This is a genomic window from Methanobrevibacter thaueri (assembly GCF_015062915.1).
Lineage (GTDB): Archaea > Methanobacteriota > Methanobacteria > Methanobacteriales > Methanobacteriaceae > Methanocatella > Methanocatella thaueri_B.
Genome location: NZ_SUTJ01000001.1, coordinates 216,159 through 235,633 on the forward strand (window position 1 = coordinate 216,159; position 19,475 = coordinate 235,633).

The 19,475-nt window shown below is 37.8% G+C and carries 19 protein-coding genes; 1 reads left to right on the forward strand and 18 read right to left on the reverse strand.

All coding sequences use genetic code 11. From position 1 onward, the window contains the following. Nucleotides 1-163 precede the first annotated feature (163 nt). On the forward strand, nucleotides 164-1,786 hold the full coding sequence (locus E7Z78_RS01095) for a hypothetical protein (protein ID WP_303723331.1): 1,623 nt from the start codon (nucleotides 164-166) through the stop codon (nucleotides 1,784-1,786). Between the two features lie 15 nt (nucleotides 1,787-1,801). Here E7Z78_RS01095 and E7Z78_RS01100 read toward each other — a convergent pair whose 3' ends face one another. The 18 genes from E7Z78_RS01100 to E7Z78_RS01185 form a co-directional block, all read right to left on the reverse strand. Then, a complete protein-coding gene (locus tag E7Z78_RS01100; RefSeq protein ID WP_303723332.1) occupies nucleotides 1,802-2,227 on the reverse strand; it encodes a DUF3021 domain-containing protein in 426 nt (141 codons plus the stop codon). 8 nt (nucleotides 2,228-2,235) lie between these two features. Then, a complete protein-coding gene (locus tag E7Z78_RS01105; protein WP_303723333.1) occupies nucleotides 2,236-2,676 on the reverse strand; it encodes a LytTR family DNA-binding domain-containing protein in 441 nt (146 codons plus the stop codon). A 3-nt stretch (nucleotides 2,677-2,679) separates the two neighbouring features. Then, nucleotides 2,680-2,955, reverse strand: coding sequence for a 2TM domain-containing protein (locus E7Z78_RS01110; protein WP_303723334.1), 276 nt, complete (start codon nucleotides 2,953-2,955; stop codon nucleotides 2,680-2,682). 122 nt (nucleotides 2,956-3,077) lie between these two features. After that, the gene (locus tag E7Z78_RS01115; protein ID WP_303723335.1) at nucleotides 3,078-3,776 is read right to left on the reverse strand and encodes a diacylglycerol/polyprenol kinase family protein; all 699 of its coding nucleotides are present in this window, start codon (nucleotides 3,774-3,776) and stop codon (nucleotides 3,078-3,080) included. Continuing rightward, on the reverse strand, nucleotides 3,776-4,894 hold the full coding sequence (locus E7Z78_RS01120) for a tocopherol cyclase family protein (RefSeq protein WP_303723336.1): 1,119 nt from the start codon (nucleotides 4,892-4,894) through the stop codon (nucleotides 3,776-3,778). The genes E7Z78_RS01115 and E7Z78_RS01120 overlap by 1 nt, the downstream gene beginning before the upstream one ends. A 98-nt stretch (nucleotides 4,895-4,992) precedes the next feature. Next, nucleotides 4,993-7,110, reverse strand: coding sequence for a right-handed parallel beta-helix repeat-containing protein (locus E7Z78_RS01125; RefSeq protein WP_303723337.1), 2,118 nt, complete (start codon nucleotides 7,108-7,110; stop codon nucleotides 4,993-4,995). A 235-nt stretch (nucleotides 7,111-7,345) separates the two neighbouring features. Next, the gene (locus E7Z78_RS01130; protein WP_303723338.1) at nucleotides 7,346-8,731 is read right to left on the reverse strand and encodes an MFS transporter; all 1,386 of its coding nucleotides are present in this window, start codon (nucleotides 8,729-8,731) and stop codon (nucleotides 7,346-7,348) included. A 211-nt stretch (nucleotides 8,732-8,942) separates the two neighbouring features. Continuing rightward, nucleotides 8,943-9,380 carry a helix-turn-helix domain-containing protein gene (locus E7Z78_RS01135; protein WP_303723339.1) on the reverse strand — a complete coding sequence of 146 codons (438 nt, stop codon included), beginning with the start codon at nucleotides 9,378-9,380 and terminating at the stop codon, nucleotides 8,943-8,945. Between the two features lie 158 nt (nucleotides 9,381-9,538). Continuing rightward, complete coding sequence (locus E7Z78_RS01140; RefSeq protein ID WP_369693455.1) at nucleotides 9,539-9,901, reverse strand: EamA family transporter; 363 nt, start codon at nucleotides 9,899-9,901, stop codon at nucleotides 9,539-9,541. Between the two features lie 210 nt (nucleotides 9,902-10,111). Next, nucleotides 10,112-10,738: a uracil phosphoribosyltransferase gene (upp, locus tag E7Z78_RS01145; RefSeq protein ID WP_303723340.1), complete on the reverse strand. Its 627-nt coding sequence runs from the start codon at nucleotides 10,736-10,738 to the stop codon at nucleotides 10,112-10,114. After that, complete coding sequence (locus tag E7Z78_RS01150) at nucleotides 10,731-12,020, reverse strand: uracil-xanthine permease family protein (RefSeq protein WP_303723341.1); 1,290 nt, start codon at nucleotides 12,018-12,020, stop codon at nucleotides 10,731-10,733. Before E7Z78_RS01150 ends, upp begins: the two co-directional genes overlap by 8 nt. 235 nt (nucleotides 12,021-12,255) lie before the next feature. Beyond that, a complete protein-coding gene (locus E7Z78_RS01155) occupies nucleotides 12,256-12,897 on the reverse strand; it encodes a queuosine precursor transporter (RefSeq protein ID WP_303723342.1) in 642 nt (213 codons plus the stop codon). Nucleotides 12,898-12,999: 102 nt separating this feature from the next. Next, nucleotides 13,000-14,874 (reverse strand): hypothetical protein, encoded by a 1,875-nt coding sequence (locus E7Z78_RS01160; protein ID WP_303723343.1) that lies wholly within the window; start codon nucleotides 14,872-14,874, stop codon nucleotides 13,000-13,002. Nucleotides 14,875-15,064: 190 nt separating this feature from the next. Then, a complete protein-coding gene (locus tag E7Z78_RS01165) occupies nucleotides 15,065-15,700 on the reverse strand; it encodes an HPP family protein (RefSeq protein WP_303723344.1) in 636 nt (211 codons plus the stop codon). A gap of 17 nt (nucleotides 15,701-15,717) precedes the next feature. Then, on the reverse strand, nucleotides 15,718-16,545 hold the full coding sequence (locus tag E7Z78_RS01170; protein WP_303723345.1) for a 4Fe-4S binding protein: 828 nt from the start codon (nucleotides 16,543-16,545) through the stop codon (nucleotides 15,718-15,720). A 41-nt stretch (nucleotides 16,546-16,586) separates the two neighbouring features. Further along, nucleotides 16,587-17,519: a carbohydrate kinase family protein gene (locus E7Z78_RS01175; RefSeq protein ID WP_303723346.1), complete on the reverse strand. Its 933-nt coding sequence runs from the start codon at nucleotides 17,517-17,519 to the stop codon at nucleotides 16,587-16,589. Nucleotides 17,520-17,528: 9 nt separating this feature from the next. Further along, nucleotides 17,529-18,419, reverse strand: a complete 891-nt coding sequence (locus tag E7Z78_RS01180; RefSeq protein ID WP_303723347.1) for a formylmethanofuran--tetrahydromethanopterin N-formyltransferase — start codon at nucleotides 18,417-18,419, stop codon at nucleotides 17,529-17,531. Between the two features lie 7 nt (nucleotides 18,420-18,426). After that, complete coding sequence (locus tag E7Z78_RS01185) at nucleotides 18,427-19,470, reverse strand: hypothetical protein (RefSeq protein WP_303723348.1); 1,044 nt, start codon at nucleotides 19,468-19,470, stop codon at nucleotides 18,427-18,429. Nucleotides 19,471-19,475: the final 5 nt, after the last annotated feature.

Genomic DNA, 19,475 nt, shown 5'->3' on the forward strand with positions numbered 1-19,475 from the left:
TACAAATTCAAAATATTAACATGATACAAAAAATTATATGGTAATCTGACAGAATTAAAGGAAAAATAGAAAAACATTAGAAATATCGATATGTAGACACTTATATATTAATAAGATACATAAATTATAATTAGCAACTTTATCGTTGAACAACGAAAGGGAGGTGAAAGAAATAAAAATCAAAAACATTATTGCAATAATGAGCATATTCCTCATTCTGATTTCAATCACAGCAATTTCAGCACATGACAATGAAAATGCAACGGATGAATTGCAGAATAGCGAAATTGACAATATTGTAGAAATTACAGATAATGAAAGCCTATCTTCCGATGATTCAAGTGATTTGGAGACTAGAATCAATACTGCCAATGATGGTGATGAGATAATAATCGAGCCTGGAACCTATAAGATTCATAACATCCAGCTCACCAAAAGCATCACACTTCAGGGAAACGGAAATGCAAGGGACATCATCATTGACGGTGAGGAAAAATCCAGCATTTTTCTGATAAGCAACCCGAATGTTAGAGTGACATTCAAAAACATCACATTCATCAACGGTTTGACAAACAATTTCGGAGGAGCCATCTGTATTGAAACCGGAGGAGCAATTGTCGACAACTGCATTTTCATAAACAACACCGCATTAGATGACACCAATGCGGGCGGAATTTCAAATTACGGTACCAAGAAGAATAGAGGATACTTGTTGGTGAACAATTCCATCTTCATAAATAATCATGCAGACCATGACGGTGGAGCTATAACCACATGTTATGCCGATTCATACATCTACAACTGTGTATTTATTAATAACAGTGCAGTGCGTGACGGCGGAGCAATAAGGGTCAGCGTATTTGGATATGGGGATGTTCAGGACTGCATATTCATGTTCAATCATGCCGATGAATGGGGTGGAGCATACTATAGCTGGTCCGGCGAATCCAATATTGAAAGATGCATCTTCATGAACAATACCGCTGGAACAAACGGTGGAGCAGTCATGGTTTCCGGAAACATCAATATTGAGGATTCAATTATTGTCAATAATGATGGTGGAGAAACCGGAGGATCATTCTACATTCAACAACCAATGTATGATACAAAAACTGTCATAAATGTTCACAATAACATTATCACAAACAACACTTCCCCTTACGGTAAGGAAATATTCATTAAATGGTGGGATTCATATAACCTCTACACCCAGTTCGACAATAACGATTGGGGAGATGAGGACCCTAATGACCCGTCAATCAATGACCCCAACAACGTAACTCCAAGAAGTAAGGTATCAAAAACAATAAAATCTGATTTGTTCGGTCATTTGAATGTTGATTTATTAGATAAGTATAGTGATTTGCTTAAAGATTTTTTCACTGAAGATTCAATGAACAATCTTAAAAACCAGTTTTATAAGATTGAAAACAATGAAACTGATGATGCTCATCACAGGACTAATAATCATGAAAATGTTTCTGAAAACGTCATAAGAAGCAAGATAACCAAGGATGCTAAAAGTATTGATAAAAACATACCAACCCCTCCTCAAAGTGAGGATAAGGATTCCAGATTGGTGAATTTCACTTCCAACAGTCAAATAGCAATTGGAAACTCCACATCTCATGGTGAAGATAATAAAGCGTATGAGTTGAATGAAACCGAAGGAGGATCAGTTGCAAAACAGGCTAATTTGAATATTGGAGTATTCATTGCAATTATTGCAATCGTTTTAATACTATTGGCTATAGGTTATAGAAGAGAAAAAAAGAACAGTAAATAGATTTAATCTATTTACTTAATTACTTATTTTTTTATTAATATTGCGTGCAAGCAGGCAATCGTAAACGTAAAAACCACACCAGAATACAACTGCAAATACGCATGCAATGGCAATCCATGTGATTATCGGTCCGATTCCCAGGTCAATCGGCATCCATTTCAAGTATGCTGCAATCAAAAACAGCACAGTCATTCCGATGCCCATCTGGAATATTATCTGGAACGGCAATGGCAAGTCTTCCCTTTCATATATCAATCCTGTCAATGAGAATCCCCAACCAGCCACAATGCATCCGAAGAATAGATTGACTATATCTGTTCCTGAAAAGCTGATGTTTTGAGGACCTGCCTGATATGAAATTAAAACTGCAACAAGCAATCCAATAAAACAACCCACAAAAGCGCCTAATGCCAAACTTTCTATTATATCTGTTAACTTCATCATAACACCTACAAATCCAATGCCTTTTTGAAATCCGGCAAGTATTTTCTTGAGATATTGTCCTTCAATCCATTCTTAAGCTCAATGAACATCATTCCCTTAAGAGAGGGGGCAACCCTTTTAATCTTTTTGAGATTGACGATTGTGGTTTTTGAAATTCTTACAAAATCACTATTTAACCCCTCTTCAACCTGGTATAAAGGCTTTTTAATCAGATAATCATTATTTTCAGCGTATACCATGACCTTCTTGTCCTCAACGCGTACCATGTAGATATCCTTCAGCTCCAGAAGAGTGATGTCGGAACCGCTCTTGACCGCCAGCATCTCGCTTTGATCCTCGCTTTCCAGAATATTTATGGCCTTTGAGATGTTTTCTGTCAACTCATTTGTGTGAATGTCGGCATGAGGATTTTCAATATCTCTTGAAACGAATAAATTTACCTTCATTGTTTAATTCCTTAACCTTTCCATTTCTTCCTGAATCTTGCGTTCCCTGTAGCTTTCACTGTCAAAATCATCAACAAAAACATATGCCTTTAAAAAGTCGGCGATGACTCCGATTCCCCAGAAAACTATCGGAAACATTACCCACCAAAAGCTTGGTGAAAACAGCCAGTTTATAATAAATAATATTGCATTAACAATTATATATGCTTTTAAGTTTCTATAAAATTTTATTTTGAGATTAACACGTTCTTCTGCTCTTGCCCTTAAGTTATCTGTCACATTATCACCTTTAAATCGATAATAATACTTAGTTTAAGCATATATAAAGGGCTAATTGTCAAGTTGGCTGAGATGCAGAAAATGATGATTAAAATGCAATAAAAGAGAATTGAAATTAGTGGCTATAATACAGCCACTAAGTAATATAATATTGATGTTATTGCCGGAACTGTCAGGTTGTCAATTCCACCGTAACTGAAGGCTTCACATAATGTTGCGACAGCTGAAATCATTATGATGTAGACAATGTTGAATTCAGGCATTGTGCATCCGATTGATGTGAAAACCATCCAGACAAATACACTCATGACGGTTGTAACCACAAACATTGTAAGTGAACCTTCGAGGGATTTTGTACCGCCGAAGACTGTGTATTTGACCTTACCGAATTTCTGACCGATTAATGCTGCAAATCCGTCACCGTATACCATTGGAACAATGGCCAGTGCCACAATCCATATGAAGAATTTAGGATCGTTTGCAGGTGAAAGCATTGAATACACTGCAATCAGTATTGTCCATATTCCCGCATAGAAAAATAAACCTAAAGCATGGCCGGATTCGGTTACGCTGTTTTCTATTTTGACAGGTGAATATTCTGTCAGGAAGAACAGTGCTATTGTGATAGGCAGTGTCAAGAACCACACCATTACCCATGGATCTGAGAAAAATGGCATGGCAAATATCATGTTACCTACCATAATGTGTAAAAATTTACGTGAAACTTCGGGTCGTGTCTTTAAAACCAATTCAGCTACAACGAAAATGACAGCAACATAAACATATACGATAATTAATGCAAGGATATCCGAGAATATCATTAGTCATCATACTCCCCGTATTCGCAACCTGCATTTTCGATTTTAACATGGTCAATTAGGGTTCCGTCTTTCTTGTATAATTTTATTTCACCCCAACCGTTTCCACCGTTCCATAGGCGGTTGTGTCTTTTGGTTCCGTTAGGTGCTTCATAGTTGAAAAGCATCATTTCATCACGTTTGCAGTACAATACCAGTTCCATTTTGGAGTTCTTATTGCTTGCATTGATGTGCCATGTGTTTACGTCTTCGCCTTCCTCAAAGTCAAAGTCTATTTTTACGAGGTTCCAGAATCTTGCGAAGTTGTATTCGTACATGGTTCCCTCATAATAGAATCCAATCAATAGCTTACGTGGAATTTCAATACCGAAAGCCTTTGGCCTTCCTCCACCAGCTTCAAATGCGGAGTTGTTCAGTTTCTTACCGGTTATTAAACTTGTAATGTTACATGAGGAAATCCAAAGCCATGGTGAAGTAAAGTCTCCTCCCCAATTTTTATCCGCATAACCATATGATTTTTCAGGAATGACCTCATATTCCTCTCCATCCAGCCAGATGGTTCCGCTGTATTCTGTCTTGATTCCTTCAGCATGCCAGAACATTTCAAATGCGTTTAATTTCCTGAAAAATGAGTTAGCACCATATCCCACATTAAAAGTGATTTTCTTGTCAATGTCCAAGTCCCACATCATGTCTCCAGCATCGGACATGTATTCAGGGTGGTTTGCAGCATCCTCTTCAGACACTCTTGAAAAACCGCTCATGTGTGTTTCTGTAAGGCTGCAGTCCCCGACTTGGATGTTGAGCTCGTCATCAGGGCAGTTGAAGTATTTCATTGAGTAAAAATTGTGAATCTGTTTTGGATTTTTACCCCATGTTCCTGCCTTGATCATACAGTATGATGGTCTTTTGCCTGCCTTTTGGTTTTCAGGCAATTGTCCAAGTGTAGGTTCTTCTTCAGCTAAATCCGGATTGCATACGAAGTATTCAATGAAGAATGGTTTAGGTTCACCTGTCTTTTTATTATATGCTGTTAATGAATGCCACCACCAGTCATATCCCTTTTTGGCAAGTGGTCCCTTGAGCATGTAATAGTCTCTTTTCAAATCACTTTTATTCATATTATCCCTCCAAAGGTAAGATAATATTTAATATATTTAAAATGTATTAAATAATTTATTATTTAAATTAGCAAAAAAAGAAGAAAAATAGATGAATTTTACATTTTAGATTTCATTTCAGATATATCCTCACGATAATACCATGCGACTGTTAAAATTATTAACAAGATAATAAATGAAATGCCAGTTACTTTAAAAAATTCATCTTCATCGATTAAAATTTGTTTAACTACAGATTGTGAACCAGGACTTCCACTATCACCGGAACTTGGTTCGGACGCTCCAGCCTGAGAAACAGCATCAGGAACATCGGCGCTTTGTGAAACATCATTTACTGGATTGCTTGCACTGCTTGAAGGGTCTGCCCTTTGACTTTGGGTGGCATTACCGTTGGAACTGCTGTCCTGTGATGATTTACCATTTCCACGAGTTGCGTCTCCGCCGGATCCGTCACCTGAACCGTCTCCGTTTCCGTTTCCTCCACCTGTTCCAATGTCTTCATACAATTGGTAATTTGGAATGGAAGGATAATCGTATGTTGGAGATTGTCCATTGAGCGGTTTTGTGGATTTTGTGTTGGAGTCATAGGTATTGTCCCTATTTGAGTAGTCAACAGTGGCTCTAATTTTGTCCCCATCAGCAGCATCAACAGTGAACACTCCAGAACCACCTTTAATAGTGATACTATAAGTCTGACCGTTGCTGGCCTTATATGTTAATGTTCTGTCAGGCAATAAACTTGCAATATTGCCGTTTGAATCTAAAAATGTTGCCTGGAATTGGTTTGGACCAATTTGCTTAACAACAAACTTGATATTGTTAGAACGGATTTTAGGACAGATTCCTGCATGGTCAGTGTACCAGTTGTCACCTAATTCCAATCTGGACCCAGTTTCCTGATAATAGGTTTCCTTTGCCTCTACATCCATATGGGTATTGAAGTATATTGCATTATAACTGATGTCCTGGCTTTTAGGTTTTACATAGTTATCAAAGAATTTTATCCCATTAACATAGTTTTCAGTAATCACATTGGATTTTATGACATTATTTCCAATGTGGGCTAATGAAATACCGTTGCCCTTATTTGAACTTATCTCATTGGATTGGATTTTGATATTGTCACCAGCATGCTGCACTAAAATACCATCATTCGTATTTTTAGTGATAGTATTCTTATTTATTTGAATATTGCTTGGTTCCTCACCATAATCGATACCATTTACCTTCTTATCCATATAAACACCATTCTTGTTGCCTGAAATGATGTTGCCATGAATGTAAACATTCTTTGATTTGGCTATTTCAATACCGTTACCACCATTGCTTTTAATATCATTGTCAAATATGTAGGCATATGTTGAATCGGCCAGGGATATTCCGCTTTTGGAGTTCTTGGAGATATCGTTTTTTGTAATGTTGAGGTATTTTGTTCCGGTTGCAACAATACCGTTGCCGCTGCCGGAGATGTCATTGTTGTAGATTTTCACATAATCTGCATCCTCAACGACGATTCCATCTCCTCCACTTTGGATATTGAATCCCTTGACTGTTGTCAGTGAAGCGGCTTTGCCCTTGATTGTAATGACTGGTCCTGAACTTGATTTTAAAACAGTATTCACATTACTTTGCAGTGTCAATGATTTTGTTATTACCAAGTTGATGTTTAAATAGCTTGATCCCTTGAACAGTATCACATTGTTCGGCTTGGCATTGTCTATTATGCTTTGAATCTCAGAGTTGCTCAATCCACTGTCAACCACACGAGTGTTGGTCATTTTGATAGTTGTTGTTAGGCTGGAAGCCTTATAATTTGCGTTTCCCGCAAATTTTGTAACTATCTTGTATGTCCCGTCATTCAGCCTGATTTGAAGTGAAGCGATACCTGATGAATCGGTATTTTGAGTATATGTCTTGCCGTTGACTGTGAAAGTCATCTTAGTGTTTTTAAGGGTGTTGTTGTTCTCATCTGAGAGTTTCACCTTAAAGTAATCGCCAATCACATCGAATTCAGTGTCGCTTTCAACATCAATGTGTGTGGCAACTCCCGCCGCCTGCAATGTTTCTGTTGCATTGGACACTTGAAGAGTTGGAACATCATCACTGGCAATTTCCATAACGTCTGCTGTGGAATTATCCGATTCTTGAGCTGCACAAGCATTCATCGTTAGTAAAGCAAATACAGTTAATATGATTATCAGTGTTTTTTTATCCATGTTTCACCTCCTTTATGCTCAATTTGTAAGAGATAATTATTGTAAAATAATCCTCATAATATACTATATAATATTTAATAGTATATATTATTGACTTTTTTAACTTAAAATAAGAATTTCTGAAAAACAACAAAATATAGTTTGTTTATGATTAAAATAATGAAAATTATTAGAAAAGTAAAAATTGAATTATAAATTAATTTATATCGATTGATTAAAAAAAATAAAAATGAATTCACATTAAATCGTGAATTTCATCCTTAATGTACAATACAACAATCACAGCAGAAATGATAGCCAAAACAGACATTACAAGAGAGGTCTGTGCGAATGCAGATACTGAAAGATGGTTGTGACCCACATTTCCTCCTGCAAAGGCAGCCATCAATACAACCGCAACAGCTGAACCGATTGCACCTATGATTTGCCTTACGGTATTGTTGATTGCTGTTGCATCCTCAACATCCCCTGATACAACTGCAATTGTCCATGTTACTGCAGGCATCAGTCCTAATCCTGCACCGATTGCACGGATCACTTGAGTAACGATCATGTATTCCACGGTTGTTGTTCTTGTATAGGTCATCATCAGAAGATATCCCACAACGGTGAAAAGACATGATAAGAGCAATACCTTGCGGACACCGAACTTGTTGGCCATTAAAGGACCAATAAAGTTAAAGACAATCATTACGAGAGTTGCCGGAAGCAGAATGATTCCAGCAGTTGTTGCGTCATGATTTGCTATGCTTTGGGCAAACAATGGCATGATAACATTCAATCCACACATTGTAAAGTACAATATTGCTGAGAATAATGTTCCGAAGAAGAAATACTTGTTTTTAAGGGCATGCAAGTCAACAAGTGGTGTGTCAATGCCGAACTGTCTTTTAACAAATACGACCAAGGACACAGCACCGATTACAATAGGCAATATGACCCAAATCAAATCGAATCCGTTTTGTGCAATGTTTGAAAATCCAAACATTATTCCGACACATGCAAGCACACAAAGCACCAGTGAACTGATGTCCAATGGATAATGTCCTGTTTCGAATTCCAGTTTAACAACAACGGATGCAACCAGTATCAGTACTGCAACCATTATTGCAAATATAAGAAAGATTGATCTCCATCCTACGGAATCTATTATGAATCCTCCGGCTGTTGGTGCCAATGCAGGTGCGATTCCTATGATGAAACCGAAAAGTCCCATATAAACCTGCCATTTTTCCTCAGGAATAACCTTGAACAAGACAATTTGAGTTATTGGGAGCAATATTCCAGATCCACAAGCCTGAATCACCCTTGCTATAATCAGCACCTCAATGTTAGGGGCGAAATATGCTATAATGCACCCTATTAAAAATAATGATAATGAAGCCAATAGTATTGTTTTCACTTTAAATCTACGGGTAAAGAATGCAGATAATGGTATCATAACACCCAATACAAGCAGAAATGAAGAGTAAACCCATTGTGCTGTTGTTGAGTGAATATGAAAATCAGCCATTATGCCGGCAATACCTGTTGTCACTACACTCTGAGCGGCACTTAAAATGGCCGCTGCAATGATAAAAATAATTAATGTTGACATTCCTCTGTCTATGTTCTCATTCATAATACACACTCTGATAATTCTAGACATATATTAATCAAAAATATTATATAAATTTAATTTATAAAACAAATTAATAATAAAATAAGATAATAAATGAACAATAAAACAATTAATTAATGCTCAACTAGAAATATCATATAGCAAAATATGTTTTAGTGAAAAAAAATTATTAAAAAAGAAGTATAGGACATAAAAAAGTATATGTAAATCATCACTTTATCTTATTAGAATTGATAATATCCAAAAGACCCAAATCAAAAATCAGCCTGCGAAGGTGCCTTTCCGAATAAGTGACACCAAACTCGTTTTGAATCTCATTTTTAATATCTGAAATGCTTGACAATCCCTTAACGGTAATGTTATTCTTTAGAATCTCCAACTGATAATCTGACAATTTGGAAATTCTTCCGGAACCCTCCTTTCTAAACAGGCCGTCAAAACCCTCATCATTCCATGTTTTCAGCCATTTGTAACCAGTCTGAGGAGTCTTGCCCCTACGCTCCATTGCAGACTTGACAGTTTCATCACAGTATAACTCTTCAATAAAGGTTACTTTTTCATATAAATCCACAAATTTCTGCAAATCACGCTTTACCCTACGGATTTCCGTTATTGGAATGTCCTTGTTAACATAGGCCCGCCTACTCATATGTTTATTTAATAAAAAAATACTATAAAAATTTTATGTCATTACCAGTCATCATCTTCTTCTTCATCATCGTCAGAACCGTCATATCCGCATCCAGGACAGTATGGCTCTCCTGCATCAATCCAAGATCCACATCTAGGACAAATCATTTCATCACCTCACAAATTTATTAAAATCAAACCTGCCATGCAGACAAAAATCCCTAAAATCTGCTGCATGGAAACGTTTTCCTTATATAAAAAGTATCCAACCACCAATAGAACACATGCCAGACCAATATTTGCAACTACACTTGCAGTGCTTACAGACCAGCCAGCGCGATAAACAAACACATATCCAACTTCAAGACCAACTATGACCAATGCCAATACCACTGATGTCCAATTGACCTTTGACAATTCAAAAGCGACATTGGCTGGCTTTGCCATGAAAACAAATATCCCTGCCGTGATAATTGCCGCTCCAATATATGTAACCATCAGTGCAGCGAACGGATTGACATCCGAAGGCATTGACTTCATGCAAATGTTATAGACCGTATTTGACAATATCACTATCAAAATTGGCCAAAGCAAGTTCCACACAGTCAATCACCTGATTCGGGGTCTAATGGGATGAAACCACAATTTGGACAATGGGCTTCAAAAACATCACAAGGATATCCGCACATGGGACATTCATCCAACACAATATCACCTAAAAAAAGAAAAGAGTAGTGAAGTCATGCTTCACTATTTTGTACCGTATACCCTGTCACCGGCATCTCCAAGACCAGGTAGGATGTATGCGTTTTCGTTGAGTTCACGGTCAACGGTTGCACAGAAGATTTTAACATCAGGATGGTCTTCCTCAATGCATTTGATACCATCTGGGGCGGCCACGATACATAATAATTTTACTTTTGTCACTCCATCCTGCTTGAGCCTTGAAATGGTTGCTGATGCGCTTCCACCTGTTGCAAGCATAGGATCCACTACAAGAACTTCCCTCTTGTCGATTCCCTCTGGCATCTTATAGTAGTATTCGACCGGCTGGAATGTTTCCTCGTCACGGTAAAGTCCTATATGACCTATTTTTGCGTTTGGAATCACATTCAGGACTCCGTCAACCATACCCATACCTGCCCTTAGGATTGGCACGATTGCATATTTGTCCTCATTGAGCATTCCTGTATCCAGCTTTTCCAATGGAGTTTCAATTGTTGTTTCTTCAAGTTTTGCATCCCACATTGCCTCATAAACAAGAATTGTTGAAATTTCCGTTACCAATTCTCTGAATTCTTTTGTTCCTGTGTTTACATCTCTCAATATTGCAAGTTTATGAGTGATTAATGGATGATTCAACACATATTCATTCATGTTTTTCCTCCGGCACGCAAAGGTTTAAAATTACACCAATAATGGCTGCAAGAGACATTCCTGAAATGGAAATGGATAAGTCTCCGTAAACTAAGGATAATGCTGCTCCACCTAATCCTAAAACAAGCATTGTTGCAGCGACAACCACATTCTTATTGTTGGTGAAGTCCACTTGGTTGTGGATGAGTATTTTCAAACCGTTAACACTGATGAATCCGTATAACAGTACGGAAATACCTCCTAAAACAGGACCTGGAATTGCGGTTAAAAGTGCTGTCAAGTGTCCTGAGAATGCAAATATTATTGCAATGACTGCTGCAAGACCTATTACATAGGTTGATGCTACACGTGTCATACCGACAACGGAAGTGTTCTCACCGTATGTTGTGTTTGCAGGACCACCAAGCACTGCTGCAATGAATGTTGCAAGACCGTCACCGAGAAGGGTTCTTTGAAGACCAGGGTCTTCAATCAGGTCACGTCCGATGATTTCACTTAACACCTTGTGGTCTCCAACGTGTTCCACCATTGTAACAAGTGCAATTGGAACAATTGTAAGTACCGCAGCAAAGTTTAAGTTGTAGTTCATGAACGGCAGGTAGAATTTAGGAACTTCCACCACATTTGCAGCCAAAGCAGGTGCAAAATCAACCATACCCAGAGCTGCAGCAACTATATAACCTGCAATGATACCTACCAGGAATGGAATGACCTGAAGGATTCCCTTTCCGCGAACTGCAACCAGTGCAGTTACTAAAAATGCCACAAATGCAATCACGAGGTTTTGCCATGGCACTGTTGCCATATCCAATCCGATTGATGAAATTGCTGTTGGAGCAAGGGACAAACCGATAACCATAATCATTGGACCCACAACAACTGGAGGGAGCAACCGGTTAATCCATCCAGGGCCGGTCATACGGATAATCATTGAGATGATTACATATACAATACCCACAATCATTAATGCTGTGAATACGCTTCCAGTACCCCCAATTGCATAACCTGCAACCATAGGAGCAATGAAAGCAAAGGAACTTCCCAGATATACTGGGCTTCTATTACGGGTACAGATCAGATAGATGATTGTACCTATACCTGATGAAACTAATGCAACCGGGATTGACAAGATGTCTGCACCAGCAGTGGTGTTTACAACGATAGGAACCAGAATTGTAGCTCCAAACATTGCACATACGTGCTGGATTGCAAGCAGAATCCACCTGAGAGTGGTTGGCTTATCGCCAGTGCCTAGCATCATATTACTATTCTCTTCCACCATATATATCACAAATATTTTCCTATATTCTCATAAATTGATTAATTATTTTAAAAATTATTTTGAACAATTAAATAATAACCTTTAAAATATCTAAATAATGTTAAATGTCCTTTAAAATTACTTATACCAATTTCTGATTAATATTATATATCTGAATAAAAGTATAAAATAGTTTCTCATTTGAAAATTTATTTGAAAATAAAAAAAAGTTGGGAAAAAATTTCCCATGAAAATTTTAAGCTTCTGCAGGTTTTCCTTTCTCAGCCCATCTTACAGTCATACCTGTGAACGGTTGAGCGATTGCACTCCAGATTAAACTTAATATCCAGTGAGAAATGATCATCACTAAGATTTCCCATACAGGGAACACTCCAATGAATGCTAAACCAATGAAAACAAAGTTGTCGATTAATTCAGAGAATGCGATTACAGCTAAGTTTTTAACAGCTGAATAATCGTTTCCTTTGTTAACGATAGTTGTGATTCTTGCGTTTACAAAGTTACCGATTAAGTAACTAATGTATGATGCAACAAGGATTCTTGGAGTTTGTGTGAATACAAATGCAAGGCTTGAGTCTCCGGTGTATGTTGCAGGAGAAGGCAAGAACAATATCAAGGTTGTCATGAACACAAACAACACGTCAACACATAAACCTAAGATAATGGTTCTGCGCGCAGTTCTTTCACCATAAACATCAGCAATAACATTTGTAAGGATGTATACTAAAGGATAGATTAGCACTCCAGCAGGAGTTTCCATTCCTAAAAATCCTATGTTAATAATTTTAACAGTAATTAAGTTTGCTATGGTAAATGCCATACAGAAAAATGCAGTAATTATTACTCTTTTTTCAGTAAAGTCAAAATTTAAATCCATAAAGAATTATTTAACCCTTAAAGTATATAAAACTAATTATAAAGCTTATTTGAGTTAAGTAAAATAAAAATGAGAAAAGAATAAAATTAAATTTAAAAAGGATTATATTCTTCCGATACTCTGGGAAGTGCTGTGCTTATGCCAACCAGTGCCAAAACTGTGGTAATAGCTGCTTATGCTGTTTTTAGCAGAATCTGAAAGCTTATAATTTAACCTGACAATAAGGCTTTCATCCCATTTCGGAGAGAATTTCTTTTTCATGAAACTGACCTTGACCCACTTGGTCGGGATGTTGTCATATGCCCCATATGAATTGCTCACCAATACCTTCTTGCCGTTGCTGCTGATGTCTAAGATGCTGACATAATGATTATTAGCATGGAATATCAAAGCGCAACCACCATTTTTAAGCTCATTTAACGCATAACTGAATGTGGACTTGTAGAAGTATTCACAGATGAAATTGTTCTTCTTCAATGCGCTGATCATGTCGCTGCAGCTTGTTCCCTCGCCACGCTTTGACCCTGCAAGCTTGGCCAGATACTTCTCGCAGACATAATTCTTGAGAACCTGGCTGCACATGCTAGCTGAAGTCGGACCGCAAGTGTAGGCGGTTCCCTGAACATCCCGGACATATGGATAGGTATAGGATTTTCCCTTAAGGGAAACTGTGACCTTTCCAGGCCAGTAACCTTTCTTATTCTTTTTAACAAGCTTTTCATTGATGGCTCTTTCAATCACGTTCCACTTTTCACGCTTGATAATGTGATTGAGTTTAGGATGTGATTTTGTCTTGAAGAATGTGAATTTGGTCAGCTTACCATTTAAAAACAGACAATAGCTGTCCCTTTTCAACACTTCACGGTATTGTGATTTCTTAAGGGTGTATTTACCGTTGTCATCACCCATGACATAGCTTCCAGGCATCAAGTCAACATCCGGAAGGCCGTTTTTTAATGGAACGCTTTCCTTGAGGGGGTCCTTGACATTGCCATCATAGCACTTGATGTTCTTTTTGGAGTAATACTTGCCGACCTGTGCCTTGACGGTATAATGACCTGCCTTGACTTTAGGCTTTATGATGACTATTCCTTCTGAATTTGCCTTTTTGGCTATTTTCTTACCGCCAATTGTCAATGTGACCTTCTTTTTAACGGCCTTTCCTGAAACCTTCAGATAGATTCTCATATATCCATTGGTCAGCAATTTTGAATTGGATATCTTGATTGACCTTGAGGAGGTCACATAAAACTTAAGGTTCCTGTAGGATCCCTTGTACTGCTTGTCTGATTTGAACTTGGCCTTGATTGAGTATTTTGATTTAGACCCCTTTATCTTGATTTTGGCAGTGCCATACTTATTTGTCTTTTTGGTGTATGTCTTTCCATTGTATTTGATGGTCATCTTCTTGCCTGAAACACCGTTTCCATTGCTGTCGGTGAGATAGAAGTAGAGATAGTTTCCCCTGACCACAAAATTTGCTGATTCGGTAATCTTTGTTTTGAGCTTGACCACCTTAATGCTGAATGCCTTTGAAAATGAAGTGTAATTATCATCACCATCAAATGAAATGGTGAGCTTATATGTTTTTGCGTCCAGATTGATGTTCAATTTGGCTATGCCCTTTGAGTTGGTTGTAAGTGAATATTTCTTGTTGTTAATCTCGGCAACTATCTTTTTGGATTTCAATGGACTGCCTGAGGAGTTTGTCAGATATATCTCCAAGGTATCCTTACTGTCAACCGTTTTTGACCCCAAGGCAATTTCAGGAGCAGTCTTTTCAACAGCAGTGTCGTTGCCTGTTGAATTTGTTTCATCAACATTAACGGCAGAGTTTTCAACTTCGCTGACTTCAAATGTATTGTTATCCGCCAATTCAATTTCTTGTGTTGAATTCACATCTTCAGCGGAAACAACTGCAATGTTAATGAAGATAAAAACTATTAAAATAATAAAAAGTCTTTTGTAAAAATGCATATATTCACCTAATCAATAATAGAATTTTGTTTAGGTTCATATAAATAATTAATGAAAAAATAGGAAAGTGTTTAAAATCTTATGAATATGTAGTAATAATGGGGTTAGATGAGTTTAAAACTCAAAGCCTTGTTTTAAACTCATATTCAATGAATTTTCGATATGTTCACGTTTTTCCATATTCACAAGATTATTTCTTTGCCCTTCCGACTCTACGGGCAATAACCATTTCACCCACAGAAATCAGACCTGCAAAGAATTTTTCAAGACCACCGGTTGCCCAAATGGCTTCCCCAAATGTTGAGTCCTTAATGTTTGCTTCATATTCCTCAGGGGAAATCTTTTTACCGGTTGTTTTCTTGGATACCAAAGCAGATGCTGACATCAGCTCTTCCCATGTTACGCCCTTGAGCTGATTTTGCATTGCTTTGTATAATTTAACGACTTTAATATCATAAAGCTCAGACAACAATTCCACAATGTCACATGCGCGAACCATACCTATTACTTGATTATCGTCATTTACAACAGGCACGGTAACGAACTTGTTGTTTGCGGTCAAGATTACCGCTTTTCTTGCTGGATCGTTTTCATGAACTGTTGATACCTCTTCGGCACTGCTCATGATTTCGGAAATCTTATCGTTTCCTTCCCTTAATCCTTTTGTTATATCGAAGGCTGTAATCCACCCAACCAATTGTTTTTTCTCATTTACAACCGGGCAAGTGAAACGCCTAACATCTTCCATCGCTTTTGAAGCGTCAATAATACTGTCATCACAGTTTAAATATACGAAACTTTTATCCATCAATTCTTTTGCTTTCATAAACAGACCCCATTTTATTATTTCATATCTATTCTCTTTAGTGCTCCTACAGGACAATGGTTTGTGCATTCAACGCATCTTATGCATTTGTCATTGTCTAGAACAACTTCACCGTCAACTAACTCTATTGCACCTGTCGGGCAATTTTCCTCACATAAAAAACAATTCACACATGAATCATAGTTAACATCAATGAACCTTGAATGATGAATCGGTCCAATGTATCTGTCCAATTCAATTGCGAAGTTATTTAGTGATATTTCTCTACAAGCACCGCATCCTATGCACATCTTTTCATTGACATATGGATACAATTCATCCTCTATCAATTCAATTCCCAAATCCATGTTTCTTTGCTCAAAGAACTCCTTGAATTCGAGAGTGAATGCATTTGTCGGACACAGGTTTGCACAATCATCCCAATTATTGTCATTTGAATAATCAATTGAAATACTATTCATACGAACTACTCTATGAGGATATCTGATGTTTGCCAAGTCATACTCAACTACTTCACGCTCATCCTCATCATTGTAAACGACTGAATTACTGATCAGTTTGATTGCTGAAACAGGACATGTCTGGACACATATCTCACATTTAACGCACTTGTCAGTAATTTTAGCCATTCTGAAAATATTAGCTGGTTCGATTGCATTAACTGGACATTCACCAACACAGGTATTGCATCTTACGCATCTAGGCGCCACGGCGATGATTTCCTCTTCTGTGCTGAAATTATCCAGTTCAAATTGGAAATCGTCACCATCATCATCTAATTCAACAGATTTCAAAAGAACTTCACGTTCCAGGTTTTTCATCTGTTTTATAAAGGACACATTCATTTTAATACCAACTAAATAATTTTTTTAATATAAATATTATCTTAGAAAAAATCCTCCAAGTCTTTCAGGGAAGGGAATTTTTCCATGCCGAATCCTTCAATGGCCTTGCTGGCCACCCAATTTCCGATTTGACATGATTTTTCCAAATCATAACCTTTCAGATAGGAGTATAAGAATCCGCTGTTGAAACTGTCACCGGCACCTGTAGTGTCAACAACGTCACACTTGTAGGATTCCACTTCGCAGGTTTCATGATTGTTCATTGCAAACACTCCTTTTGAGCCCTGCTTTATAACAACGGTTTCAATTCCCATATCCAAAAATCCAATAGCCAATTCCTTTAGGGAGGATTCATTATTATTACATAATAATCTTAATTCTGCTTCATTTATCAATAGTATATTGGTTCTTTCAAGTATCGGTCTTAGCTCGTCCAATCCCTTTTGGACATACAGCATTCCAGGATCGAAACTCAATACACAATCCTTGTTGAGCAATTCCAATAATTCAATTTGGGTTTTGAATGAATCACCTACAAATGAGGTGTAATGCATTATCTTGCATCTCATGATGTTCAGCGGATTGATTTCATCGAGCCTGATTTCATCATTGACCCCTGGGTCGATGTAAAGACATCTTTCACCATCCTTATCGACAAATCCCAGGCATTTGCCTGTAGAACCTGTTTCTGAGTAAATCAAATTATTAGTGTAAATTCCATTGATTGCCAGATTGTATTCTATAAGGTCTCCGTCCTCATCTTCTGCAATCTTTCCAATTATTGATGTGGAGCAACCTAGTCTTGACAATCCAACCATAGTATTAGCTGCAGAGCCTCCTGGAGTGTCGGTTTCATCCTTGATGAAGCTTTCCTCATCCTTGGAAACAATATTTTCCACAGAGTAGAGCTTGTCAACGTTCAATGCTCCGAACCCTATGACTTCTGCATTCAAATCACTGTCAAATATTTCCATGTTAAAACCTTACTTTAAGATATCCAATAAATTAATGTTCTTTTCTCCAAGCTTTCCATCGAAATTGCCTGCAGATATTTTCACAACACCGTCAAATTCCAATGCTGCATCAATTCCGGCTTTCACTGCCTCGTTCATTGATTTCTCGTCAATTGCATTTATCACCACTTCAGGAATGTAATTGACACCTTCAGGAACCTTGGACTCATCTCCTAGCCTTTCCTTTAGGGAAGGGCAGTAGACATGATTGGTGGTCGGTCCGATTTCCGGATAGTTTGTCTCAGGCTTTGATGCCGCTGAACAGATATCGAATGGTGCAGTGGCACCTTCAACATTCATGATTGCCTCGATAATGGCATCTCCAGCTTCAAGCACTGCTTCTGGGGTTTCGCATAGATACCAGAAGTTTCCACCCATGGTTCCATCGTTTATCTTGAATTTTTCCTCAATCTGGAAGTCAGGCACTGCAATTGGGACGTTGATCATTTTTCTGCCGTATTCTTCAACAATCCACTCATATCCGTCACCGCAGTGACCTACAATGTCCATCATTTCAATGTACTCGTCACTGCCCTTGTCTGACCAGTCGAATATGCGTGTGAACGGCTTGACCAGAACATCCTGCCTTAACCTGTAGGATAGTTCAAATGCGAATTTCTCAACATCGTCGCCACCTAACCAGTATTGCACGATTGCACCGAATCTTCCGTCCGGTGTTTCGGATTCATCCAAGAATCCTTCAATTCCTCCTTCAACTCTTCCTATAACTGCACTTGGAGTTGAGGTTGAATCGTATGCAGCCCTTTTAACTATTTTTTCTGTAGGGCCTGTGATTAATGCTCTTACATATTTTCCTTGAAATGCTTCAAAGAATGTGTCTTCCACCTTATCATAATTCATATTAACACTATCCTAATCCACCTATGTCCTGACCACGAATATCGTTTCTCATTTGCTTGCTTACTGTCAGTATGTCATCATAGTTCTCATCTGTGATGACCTGTATTAATGGATAATCTTGCTTAAAGACTGAGAAAAACTTATCTTTTACGTTTTCATCGATATTGTAGTCATCCAATAGTTTTTTGTAATCTTTTGAATTGTTATAATCATCAATAAATTTCAATACTTTATCCTTATCATTTTCAGCATAGACATTGGTCACGACCGCTGTTGCTATTGCACTTGGAGATACGATTGCAATTTCAGCAACCTTTAAAGGGTACTCATTGCCGTTGAATGATATGCTCACTCCATCGTTTTCACGTGCAAACGCCAGTGGCTCGACATCGGTTATGCTGTCTCCAATGTAGAGAATCTCGTTTACGTTAATGTCATCCCTTTCGATGATCTTGTCAATGGCGAGTTTCTTGCCTTGGCCTCCAACGACTTCCACATCCTTGATTTTGGCATAGATTCCCATTTGTGTGATTTGCTTGAAGAATATGTCATCGAAAAGCTCATAGTCCTCTGTGTTTTCAAGTATCATTGCCTTGAATTCCATGATTTTTTCACGTTCCTCACCAGTAAGTTCCAGTTCATCTACATTGACATTTGTGTAAAAGGTGTTCTCAAATGGAACTTCCATATAATTTGATACAGCTTCAATATATTGGCCGTAACTGGTACTTACTATGTAAGTATTCATGGCTTCCTTCAAGTATTCCAATAGTAATTTTGAATCGCTGACTGAGTAGATATGTTTTCTGGAAAACTCAACCATATCATCATTGCTGATGCCTTCAGCCACAAAGAACGGCAAGATCAATTTCAATGTATTTCCTGCCTTGTAATTTTCCTTATGAACAACATCCACAAGATAATCATCATACAAACTGAGAGTCTTGAACAGTTCCCCTCCATCCTCGATGAAATGGTCTGCCAATTCATATGCATTGTCATTAAGGGTTAATGGCCCTTCGCAGTCTGTAATGTATGACTTTTCAAACACTTGAC